This window comes from Candidatus Laterigemmans baculatus, assembly GCF_010367455.1.
Taxonomy (GTDB): domain Bacteria; phylum Planctomycetota; class Planctomycetia; order Pirellulales; family Pirellulaceae; genus Laterigemmans; species Laterigemmans baculatus.
The window spans coordinates 21667-32412 of the sequence record NZ_WRPR01000044.1 but is presented as its reverse complement, the minus strand read 5'-3'; the positions used below and the strand labels follow the sequence as shown (position 1 = coordinate 32412).

The following is a 10746-nucleotide window of genomic DNA, read 5'->3' as shown; positions in this document are numbered from 1 at the left end:
GGCTTGGCTGCGAACGAAAGTTCCGCAGCCAAGCCGTGGGGGAGAGGGCTAGGGTGAGGGGGCCGGTTGCCGGCCGCTTAGACCCCCTCACCCCAGCCCTCTCCCCCAAAGAGAATCGCGAAAATGTTTGGGGGTGAAGGTCAAGCGATTGCCGCGATTCCCTTCGGGGGAGAGGGGGCTAAAAACTGCATGACCCTCCCGGGGGGAGGGTGATGGCATTGCCTCTACACGATTGCCAGCGGGTTGCGGCGTTGCTCGAGGGTGCCGCGGGTGACGCCGACGCGGTTAGCCGCTTTCAATTCCTGCCAAACCTCTCGAGGTTCGATCGAGCCGGCGAGCAAGCGGGAGTAGAGCGTGAGGATGCGGCGTGTCTGCGCCGCGTCGTCCTCGAGCAGCTCAACGCGGAACGCACGCACACCGGCGGTTAACATTTCGGGGATCACTTCCGCGCCGCTCTGCGGGACCGCGTTGAACAGCGTATTGCGGCAGCCCACGTCGGCCTGCAGCGGATGGTCCATCCCGATCCGGTCGCGGAGCTTGACCAAATGCGTATCGCAGGGGCGACCGCAGTTGGTCTTGTTGGTCCCCGGTGAGAGCACCGAGCAGAACACGCAGTGCTCCATATGGAACATCGGCATGTGCTGGTGAACGACGACTTCCAGCCACCGCGTTGGGACGGCCGACACCAAGTCCCCGAGCTGATCGCGGTTCAGGTCGTAGGAGACGGTCAGCCGCGCCGCGCCGCTGGCCCGCAAGAAATCGGCGGTCAGATGGTTGGCGACGTTCAGCGAGAAATCGGCAACCGCTGCGACGCCCGCCTCGCGGCAGACTTCGAGCGAAGCCAGATTGCGGACCAGCAACCCATCGGGCGAGTGCCGGAGGAGTTTTCGCGTCAGCCCTAATTCGCCCGGCTTCTGAATGCGGAGGGTCGCGAGATAGATCGTTGCTCCAGCCGCACGGGCCGTCTCGACCGCCGCGCCGTACTCGCGAATATCGTGAAAGTCGGCGTACAGCTGGCGGGCGCCGGCGTCGATCGCCGCAGCGATCTGGGCTTGGGTTCGGCACAGAACCCAGAGCTGCGGCGCCTCGCCACTGGTCTCGGCGGCACCGAGCGTGGACGCCGGGGCGGACTCTGGAGCAGGCGGCTCGGTGACGTGGAGGCTGAGTTTGTTCAGCGCATCGGGATCGATCGATCGCGGCGGCTGGGCTTCGGCCGCTTCAATTAAGCGTTCGACCAGCACGCGACGGACGGCTCCGGTGACGCTGTGGGGGATCATCGGTTCCCCTTCGATGCGAGCTTCAAGATTGCGAAGCTCGAACGGAGTGCCGCCGAGGCGACTGAATTGTTCGCGGAGTCCACTCTCGCTGGCCGGATGGCGGCGGGCTGGCTCCAGCGGCGAGTCGCTCTCCACGACCACCTCCAGCCCGTTGGCCGTCGTTGCGTGAAGGTGCAACCGCTCGCCGCTCTGCGCCGTGATCCGCAGATCGAGCGGAATGCGGCGAGTCGGATCGGCGGTGTTGAAGGAGGCCCGCAGCCGGCGTCGCAGTCGCGGATCATCGGTCTTCCAAACCCGCTGGCCGGGATAGATCCGGGCGGTGTCGACCGAGCTGGCGTCGAAGGCGAGTTCGACCACGCCGCGGCTGACCTCAGGTTCGCGAACCGGCTTGCCCCGCCGCGAGAGTTCGTAGACGCGACCGCCCTGGTCGGTACCGGCGGTGCGATCGCCTTCGAAAGCCACGCCGTCGCCGCGAGCCACCGCCGCCTCGAGCCGCACCACGACACGCTGTCCTTGGACGCTCAGCACGTCCCCGAGCCGCACCCCGCGTTTGGCCGAGTTATCGCCGGGGACCAGCATCTTGTGGTCGCAGCCCTGCAGCCAGCCGGGCGAAAAGCCACGGGAGAAGGAAAGCTCCATCTCATGGATTTGCCGCCGCGTGAACTGGACCGGCCGCCCGGCCATCGCTTCATCGATCGCGGTCCGGTAGTGGCGGGTGATGTTGGCGACGTATTCGGCCGTCTTCAGCCGGCCTTCGATTTTTAGCGAGCAGACGCCCGCCTCGATCAATTCGGGGACGAGAGCATAGGCGGCGAGATCTTGGGGGCTCAGCAGGTAGCGGACGTCGCCCAGTTCGCGCGGCTGATCATCGACGACCAAATCGTAGGGGAGCCGGCAGGCCTGGGCGCACTGGCCGCGATTGGCGCTGCGTCCGCCGAGCGACTCGCTCGTCAGGCACTGCCCGGAGTAGGCGACGCAGAGCGCCCCGTGGACGAAGACCTCCAGCGGCATCTCGGTTTTTTCGCGAATTTTGCGGATCTCCGAGATCGACAGTTCGCGAGCCAACACGACGCGAGAGACCCCCAAGCGGCGGGCGACTTCGATTCCCTCGCTGCTGGTCATCGTCATCTGCGTCGAAGCATGCAGCTCCAGCTCCGGGCAGGTCTGGCGGACGAGCCGGGCGAGCCCGAGGTCTTGGACCAGGACGGCGTCGACTCCCGACTCGGCGATCCGCTGCAGGGCTTCGGCGATCCGCGGCAGCTCCGACGGAAAGACGAGCGTGTTCAGCGTGACATAGCCGCGAAGCCCGCGACGATGCAGCTGGCGGAGCACCTCGGGGAGATCGTCGAGACCGAAGTTCTGAGCCCGTGCACGGGCATTAAAGCCGCAGTCGAGGCCAAAGTAGACCGCGTCGGCCCCGTTTTCGATCGCTGCGCGGAGACAATCCCAATCGCCCGCCGGTGCGAGCAGTTCGGGTGTAGAAGAAGCAAGGGAGGAGGACAACACGAGCGGCTTTGAAAACGCGGGGAGGGGAGCGGAGGAGCCGCCGGGCAATGGGCTCAGCAGTGGGCTAAGCGGTGAGCTAAGCGGTGAGCTAAGCGGCGGCCGGTTGTTGCTTTTCCACCTTGCGGACCACTCGCACCGCCCCTTCGACCGGCTCGATGCGGCGGCCTCGCGAGCGGATGTAGACCTGGGTGAATTCCACACCGATGAAAAAGATCACCGAAGAATAATAGACCCAGACCAGGAAGACGACCAAGGAGCCGGCCAGCCCAAAACCGTCGCTTACGTTCCCTTGCGCCAGGTAGAGGCTGATTGCATAGCGGCCGAGGCTGAACGCCAAAGCGGTGACGAACGCCCCGATCCCCACGTCGCGCCAGCGAATTTTGGCGTCGGGCAAGACCTTAAAAATCGCCGCAAACAGCCCTGTGGTAATCAGCAACTGGAGCACGAAGTTCGTCAGTTTTGGAACCCAGCTCCCAATCCCCTCGGGCAGATACTGCATAACGAGGTTGTTGAACGCTTCGAGCACCGTGCTGAGCACCAGCGAGACGAGCAGCAGGAACGCGATGCCGATGATCATTCCCAGCGACAGGATCCGCTTTTTAGCGAAATTCCAAAAACCTCCCTGGTTCGGATCGGGCTCCACTTCCCAGGCTTGATTCATCGACGCCTGCAGTTGAGCGACGATCGCGGTCGCACCGAAGAGCAGCATCACGGTGCTCAGGATCGTCGTCCACGTCGAGCCGCCGCCACGCTGCGAAGAGGAGAGCATTTCGGAAATCTGCTGGGCGGGCTGCTCGCCGACCACGTGGCCGATCTCCGAGACCACCGTCGACTCGACTTCCGCCTCGCTCCCCGCCACACCGCTCTGCTGCAGGAAGAATCCCGCCACGGCGATCACGACCACCATCAGCGGAGCGACCGCGAACATCGTGTAATAGGCCAGCGCCGCAGCCATCTGCATGCAGCGGTCTTCGGAAAACTCAGTGATCGTCGTCTTGACGATCGAGACCGGCGTGGAATTCGTGAGCGACATGATTCGCGAGACGCTCCGCAAGAGACCCAAATTCGAGTTCCCAGAAGCGCCACGCGAATATTATGCCGAGAAACGGTAGCCGGTAGCTGGTAGCCGGTAGCCGGTAGCTGGTAGCTGGTAGCCGGTAGCCGGGAGCAGGTAGCCGGGAGCCGGGAGCCGGGAGCCGGGAGCCGGGAGCCGGGAGCCGGGAGCCGGTGAGAATCTCAAATCTCAGATTCCCGGACACCGGCCACCGGCTACCGGACACCGGACACCGGACACCGGACCCCGGACACCGGACACCGGACCCCGGACACCGGACACCGGACACCGGACACCGGCCACCGGCCACCGGACCCCGACCTGTCTCAGTGGACTCGCATCTCGCAGCTGACTCCGCCGGCTGCCGGGATGTAGCCTTGCGTGGTATAGTCGGCCACCATCCGATGGCTGCTGAACCGCCAAGCGAGGGTGCTGAGCGAATTCATCATCATCTTGATCCACCGCCGCGGCAGCCCGTCGGAGTCGCGATCGTAGAAGATCGGGATGACCTGATGTTCGAGCGTCTCGTAGAGGGCCAGGGCGTCGCGGGCGTCGGTGATCGCGTCGTCGGTGTGGCTACGGCCGTCGCCGATCGCGAAACCGTTGGAGCCGTTGTAGGCTTCGGCCCACCAGCCATCGAGGATGCTGCAGTTCAGCCCCCCGTTGAGGACGACCTTCTGACCGCTGGTGCCACTCGCTTCGAGCGGCCGGCGGGGATTGTTGAGCCACACGTCGACGCCTTGCACGAGGTGCCGACCGACGTTGATGTCGTAATCCTCGACGAAGGCGATGCGGCCAGCGAACGCCGGATCATGCCGCAGGTTGGCAATCTCCTGAATGAACCGTTTGCCCGGCTCATCCTTGGGGTGCGCCTTGCCTGCGTAGATCAGCTGGACCGGGCGGTCCGAGTCGCTCAGCAGTTCGCCGATCCGCTCGAGTTCATTGAAGACGAGGTTCGCCCGCTTGTACGTTGCAAAGCGGCGACCAAAGCCGATCGTCAGGGCCTGCGGATCGAGCACGTTTCTCGCCGCTTCGATCATCGCGTCGCTCTCCCCGCGGCGTCGGCACTGCCGCGAGACGCGGCGGCGGACGAACGAGAGCAGGAGATTTTTGAGCGCGTTGTGGGTTTCCCAGAGTTCGCCCGGATCGACCGTGTTGATCGCCTGCCAAATTTCCGGCGAGGCCATCCGGCTTTTCCAGCCCGCGGGAAAATGCTTGTCGAACAGCTGAGCCATCTGACCGGCGAGCCAGGTGGGCACGTGCACGCCGTTGGTGATGTGCCCGATCGGCACTTCGTCTTCCGAGCGGGTCGGCCACAGCGTCGCCCACATCCGCCGCGAAATCACTCCATGCAGGTTGCTCACCGCGTTGGTGTAGCGGCTGAGCTTCATCCCGATCACGGTCATGCAGAACGGTTCGGAGATGTCGTCCGGATCGACGCGTCCGAGTCCCAGCAAGGTCCGCTGGTCGACCCCCAGCGCGTCGCGGAGCGGCCCGAGGTGCTCTTCGACCAGCTCGGGCGAGAACCGATCGTGTCCGGCCGGAACGGGCGTATGGGTGGTGAACAGGGTGCAGCGAGCCGCTTCGCGAGCGGCGTCCTCGAAGCTGCGGCCATGGTCGTGCATCAGTTGCCGGATCACTTCCAGCGGACCGAACGCCGAGTGCCCTTCGTTCAAGTGGTACACGGCCGGCCGAATCCCGGCCGCTTGCAAGGCGCGGACGCCGCCGACGCCGAGGACCAACTCCTGGCGAATCCGAGTCCGCACGTCACCGCCGTAGAGCCGGCTGGTCAGCTCACGGTCTTCCGGTTTGTTCTCTTCGACGTTGCAGTCGAGCAAGTACAGCTTCACGCGGCCGACGTGCATCAACCAAACCTTCGCCCGCAGCTCGCCATCGCGGGTGGCGATCGTGACGGTGATCGGCGCGCCGTCGGTACCCACCGCCGGCTCGATCGGCAGGTTGTCGATCCTCGTCTCCAGGTAGTCCTCCCGCTGATACCCTTCTTCGTCGAGGTACTGGCGGAAATAACCGTGGGAATAGTAGAGCCCGACCGCGACCAGCGGGACGCCCAGCCCCGAGGCGCTCTTGATGTGGTCGCCGGCCAACACGCCGAGACCACCCGAGTAGATCGGGATCGATTCGTGGATGCCGAATTCAGCCGAGAAGTAGGCGACCGGCTGAGCCCCGAGCAGCCCGGCGGCCGAGGAGGCCCAGGTATTGGTCGAGGTCAGGTATTCCTGCATCCGGCGATGGGCATAATTAATGCGACTGTGCAGGACCAACTCATTGGCTCGCAGCGCCAATCGGGCCGGGCTGAATTCGCGGAGCAGCGCAATCGGGTTGTGGTCCAATTGCCGCCACCGAATCGGATCGATGTCGCGGAACAGATGGTCGCACTCGGGATGCCAGGACCACCACAAGTTGCGAGCCAGCGCCCACAATTTGTCGTACAGATCGCGGCCTTCCGGAGTGATCGGCTCGGCCGACGCGTCCGCGTTCGACGGAATTTGCGTTTCGACGGCGAGAGAGGGATTCAGAGGGCTCATGACCGACGGGGGGTCCTGCATGGGGAAGGATAGGAACTTCCGGGAACAACCGCACGAATCGTGCAGTGATCAACGGAGTTATAGCCAGTTCACAAGCGGTTTCGGAGAAAAACTCCACCGCTCAGTTCGCTATTTAGGTGGTTCGCACCAGTTATGGAAATATCAACATTCGTCGAGCGTGTCGACAGCGACTCGATGGACCGACTCTGCGACGCCCTGGCCGCCGCGTCCCCCTCACTGGAGGTTGCTCCCTCGCTTGAGGAGGGGCCGAGGGCGGGGAATGAGCTGCCGTGGCCTGCCGAGCAGCTTGCCTGGTGCGGACGGGCCGGCGTCTTCCGCTGGTTCATGCCCGCCGCGGCCGGAGGTCTCGGCTGGAGTGAAGCCGAGCAGACGCGGGCTTACCTGCGGCTGGCTCAGGCGTGCCAGACCACGACCTTCGTGATCACGCAGCGGATGGGGGCCTGCCGCCGTCTGGCCCAGAGCTCGAACCAAGCGGCCCACCGGCGGTGGCTCGAACCGCTGCTCCGCGGCGACTGTTTTGCCACGGTCGGGATCAGCCATCTGACGACCAGCCGCCGACATTTGAAGACGCCGGTGCTGCGAGCCATTCCCGAGGGGGACGGCTTTCGGCTCGACGGCTACAGCCCTTGGGTTACCGGCGGGACGCACGCGGAGATGATCGTCGTCGGGGCCACGCTCGACGATGGCCGCGAAATTTTGGCGGCCGTCCCGACTGACCAGCCCGGCGTCCGCCCTCAAACCCCCGCGTCGCTGGTCGCGCTGACCGCTTCCTGCACCGGCCGGGTCGACTTTGAGCAAGTGCTGGTCGCCGCCGATCAACTCCTCGCCGGGCCCGTCGAGCACGTGATGCAACATGGCAGCGGCGCGGGGACCGGAGGACTGCAGACCTCGACCCTGGCCGCCGGGTTGGCCGCCGCCGCGGTGGAATTCATCGCTGCCGAAGCTGAGCGACGCGAGGACCTGGAGCCGATCGCACGCGGACTCGGCAGCGAAGTCAGCCAGCTCCACGCCGACCTGATCGCCGCTTCCGAGGGGAGCGACGAAGCCTGCTCGCCAGCCGACCTCCGCGGCCGCGCCAATCGACTGGTCCTGCGGGCGACGCAAGCGGCGCTGACCGCCGCCAAGGGAGCCGGGTTCGTCAGCGGCCACCCCGCCGGACGCTGGTGCCGCGAAGCGCTGTTCTATCTCGTCTGGAGTTGTCCCCAGCCGGTCAGCCAAGCCCACCTCTGCGAACTCGCCGGAATCGAGGGTTAGGCTTCAGGCATCAGGCTTCAGGCATCAGGCTTCAGTCCTCAGCTCAGTACTCAGTACTCCGTACTCCTTCCGGACCGATCGCTAGGGCCAACCAACCGTCGGTCAACTCCAGCGTCCGGACTTCGAGCCCGGCGGCGGCGGGATGCGCGGCCAGTTCGCTGCCGACGAGCGGCAGGGGGCGCTCTTCGGAAAGCACGACGTTGAAGATCGCTCGGACCGGAAGCCGCTCCCGCATCCCCATCCGTGGGCCGCTGACCTGCAGTCCCCCGTCGCGGACCAGTCGGGCCTGCATTCCGTCGGCCTCGGCGCGGTAGGCGGCGCGAACGATGAAGTGGCTCAGATCGATACCACCGGTGCGCGTCAGCCGCACGATCCGCAGCGTCAGCCACAGCCGGTCGTCCTCGATCTCGACGGTGATCGGCCGCGTCGGAGCGAACTGAATCTGCACGTCGTGGGGCATGTCCTCGGGAACCTCCGCTCCGGGGGCCCCGAACATCGCGAGCAGATTCGCCGTCAGCTCGCGGATCGGCTGCGGGGCGGCCGAAGGGGTGAGTCGCTCGAAGGTGTTGTTCAGCGCCGATTGATGGACCTGCAGGCTCAGCAGGCTGTCGCTCATCGCTCGCGGGCGCGGAGTGAACCCGGCCAACTGCCAGTCGCCGGCGACGCGGTAGCGGGCCGAGAGCCGCGATTCGCTGGTCTCGAGATCGACGACCAACGGTGCCAACTGGAGACGGGCGAGCGGGCCGAGCAAGCGATCCGAGAGCTGTTGGGAGCTGGTCGCGATCTGCTGCTCGACTTCGGCGGCGAGCGTCCGTTCGATCTCCGCCCGCATCAGCGCTTCGGATTCTCGCTTGGCCGGTCCGACCGCTTGCTCGTACTGATACATCGCGATCCCACGAACGAGCGACTCGATCAGCGGAAACCCGTCGTAATCGGTCCGCAGCCCGCCGAGCCGCGTTCGCGACTCGACATCCACGCTCGTCTCGCCGACCTGGACGCCGCGGCGATCGACGCGAATCGGCGTGGCGGCGGCGAACGCGGCGTGGGTCTGGTTGCGGACTTCAACCGGTCCCCGTTCGGTGGCCGTCCGTGAGCGGATCGTGCCGTCGGTCCCGAGCCGCAGTTGCCAAGCGTCGGCGGACGGAACGAGTTCGATCCCTAGGGCGCTCTCGATCTGCCCGCTGCCCCGCACCGGAGCCCCTTGAATCGTTTGAGCGATCGAGGTCGTGCGGCTGGGAACCGCTGGCAACAGTCGCTCGAGCAGCTCGGCCGAAACGGCGAATCGCACGTTGGCGTTGCGGTAGTACGAGTTGATCGCCTCGGCGACGTCGGCGGCTCGCTCCTCTCCCGCAAACCGCAGCGTCTGCACCGCCGTGGCGACTTGGATGCTGCCTAGGTCGATCGCATCGGATTCCTGCCGCTCGAGCTGGGCCAGGAGGTCGGCGTAGTCGATCGGCGCGTCGGCCCAGGGCCGGAGCCGGGAGGCCAACCGCTGCACGCTCGCGTCTTCGAGCCATTCCGCCTGGGGCGGCTCGAGCGCATCCCACTGCAGCCGCGAGAGCAATCGCTGAGCGACGAGCCGCCGCTGTTCGGCGTTGGCCTCGGTCGCCAACCGGCCGATCTGGTCGAGCAACAGATACCGCTCCCACCCTTGCGCGTCACCGGTCGTGCTCGCGTGGCGGCGGACTTCGGCGATCAAGTTCTCGAGCGGCGCCGAGCGGAGACGACGGGCGGAGACGGCGTGCACATCGAGTCCCCCCAGCCGCGGGTGCTCCGGGCCTGCCGCACCGCTGCCCGCACCCACGCGCCAGACCGCTTGCCAAACGACGACCCGCCGGTGCAGCGCGTGGGAGGTCCGCAGCAACCGCTCCTGGTAATCGCGATCCGCCGTCTGCTGCTCGCCCACGGCCAGCCCCACTTCGGCCAACGACTGCAGCTCGGCGAGCAGCTCGCCGCTGCGGGGGTCGGTCAGCGAGGGGAGGCTTTGCAGGGCGGCCAGCGTGCGGCGGATCCGCGACGACCAGCCCGCGGCCTCGGGCTCAGCGGCGATCTCGATCAGCAACTCGTTCAGCGCCGGAGTCGCCGGCCAGGCGGCCCCCGGCGTCGCGCCGCGGCTGCGATTCTCGGCCCCGCGGGCCCTCGGAGCGAGGGGAGCCCCGGGGTCGGGCGACACGCGGGGCAGCCCCAGCGCGAAGGAACTCTCCAGCCCGTGAGACGAGCCGAGCTGCGGAGAGAGCCCCAGCGGGAGAGCCAAGCTCGCGGTCGCGGCGGCTGGCGAACCGTTCGCCGAAAGCAGCGCAGTGCCGCTGGGAGCGGAATCGCCGGAACGCGCCGCCTCGGAGGACGAAGACTGCGACGGGGCGAACTGGGGGAGCTGCGTGGTCCGGCGAGTGCTCACCGAAGCGGCGGAAAAGCTGGGACCGAAATCGCTGCCCGGAGCGAGGGTCGTGGCGTCGAAGCCCGCCAATTCCTCCCGCTCGTCCCGAACCGGGGCCTGCAAGCGGGCCCCCATAGAACGGGCCTGCGGCGTGGTCAGCCGCGGAGTATCGAGCCATGTTTCGGTCGGCAATCCGCCCGCGGCCGCAATGCCTTCGCTCGGGGCCGGCAGGGGCCGATCGCTCGGCGAGGCGGCGCTCCGCCACGATTCTCGGCCCCCGAGCCGCTGTCCCAGACGGCTCTCCTCGAGCGGCTCGGGCCAAAAATGCCGCCGCGTGGAAGCCGCGGCCGGATTCGACGCGCCGCGACCGCCAGCGATCCCTGGATGGGGTCCCTCGAGCACCGGGCCGAGCCACTCGAGTCCGGTCCAGGTGGCGCACCGCTCCTGCAGCGTGGATCGCGACAACAGCACGGCGATGACTGCGGTGGCAGTCAGCGTGGGCCAAACTAAAATCCGTGCGGTGCGATTGCGACGCATGCTCGACATTCCTTCCCTGGCGTCGAAGTGACAAGGGGACGCGCTGCCGGTGATTCGACGCGGACGCACCCTTCGTGCAGATTCGACCTTGCGAGGCGGGAAGTCCAACCTCCGCGATGGCTGAGGCGCACTTGGCATGACCGGCACACTTTGCCACCGCCGGCTGATCCGAAC

5 protein-coding genes are annotated in these 10746 nt (G+C 66.6%); 1 reads left to right on the top strand and 4 read right to left on the bottom strand.

Annotated features, from left to right (window positions below; genetic code table 11):
* Nucleotides 1-224 precede the first annotated feature (224 nt).
* The 3 genes from GNK13_RS10240 to glgP form a co-directional block, all read right to left on the bottom strand.
* On the bottom strand, nt 225-2783 hold the full coding sequence (locus tag GNK13_RS10240) for a U32 family peptidase (protein WP_164102427.1): 2559 nt from the start codon (nt 2781-2783) through the stop codon (nt 225-227).
* Nucleotides 2784-2871: 88 nt separating this feature from the next.
* Entirely contained in the window at nt 2872-3816 is a 945-nt protein-coding gene (locus GNK13_RS10235; RefSeq protein ID WP_164102426.1) for a YihY/virulence factor BrkB family protein, read from the bottom strand.
* Nucleotides 3817-4163: 347 nt separating this feature from the next.
* Nucleotides 4164-6383, bottom strand: a complete 2220-nt coding sequence (glgP, locus tag GNK13_RS10230; RefSeq protein WP_164102425.1) for an alpha-glucan family phosphorylase — start codon at nt 6381-6383, stop codon at nt 4164-4166.
* 153 nt (nt 6384-6536) lie between these two features.
* On the opposite strand from glgP, the gene GNK13_RS10225 reads away from it, so the two are divergent.
* Nucleotides 6537-7658 carry an acyl-CoA dehydrogenase family protein gene (locus tag GNK13_RS10225; protein ID WP_235935022.1) on the top strand — a complete coding sequence of 374 codons (1122 nt, stop codon included), beginning with the start codon at nt 6537-6539 and terminating at the stop codon, nt 7656-7658.
* 43 nt (nt 7659-7701) lie between these two features.
* On the opposite strand, the gene GNK13_RS10220 is transcribed toward GNK13_RS10225, so the two are convergent.
* Nucleotides 7702-10572, bottom strand: a complete 2871-nt coding sequence (locus GNK13_RS10220) for a hypothetical protein (RefSeq protein WP_164102424.1) — start codon at nt 10570-10572, stop codon at nt 7702-7704.
* Nucleotides 10573-10746 lie beyond the last annotated feature (174 nt).

Excerpts from the sequence above, each read along its gene's own strand:
- GNK13_RS10235 (WP_164102426.1), bottom strand. The coding sequence starts at position 3,816 with ATGTCGCTCACGAATTCCACGCCGGTCTCGATCGTCAAGACGACGATC.
- glgP (WP_164102425.1), bottom strand. The coding sequence starts at position 6,383 with ATGAGCCCTCTGAATCCCTCTCTCGCCGTCGAAACGCAAATTCCGTCG.
- GNK13_RS10220 (WP_164102424.1), bottom strand. The coding sequence starts at position 10,572 with ATGCGTCGCAATCGCACCGCACGGATTTTAGTTTGGCCCACGCTGACT.
- GNK13_RS10225 (WP_235935022.1), top strand. The coding sequence starts at position 6,537 with ATGGAAATATCAACATTCGTCGAGCGTGTCGACAGCGACTCGATGGAC.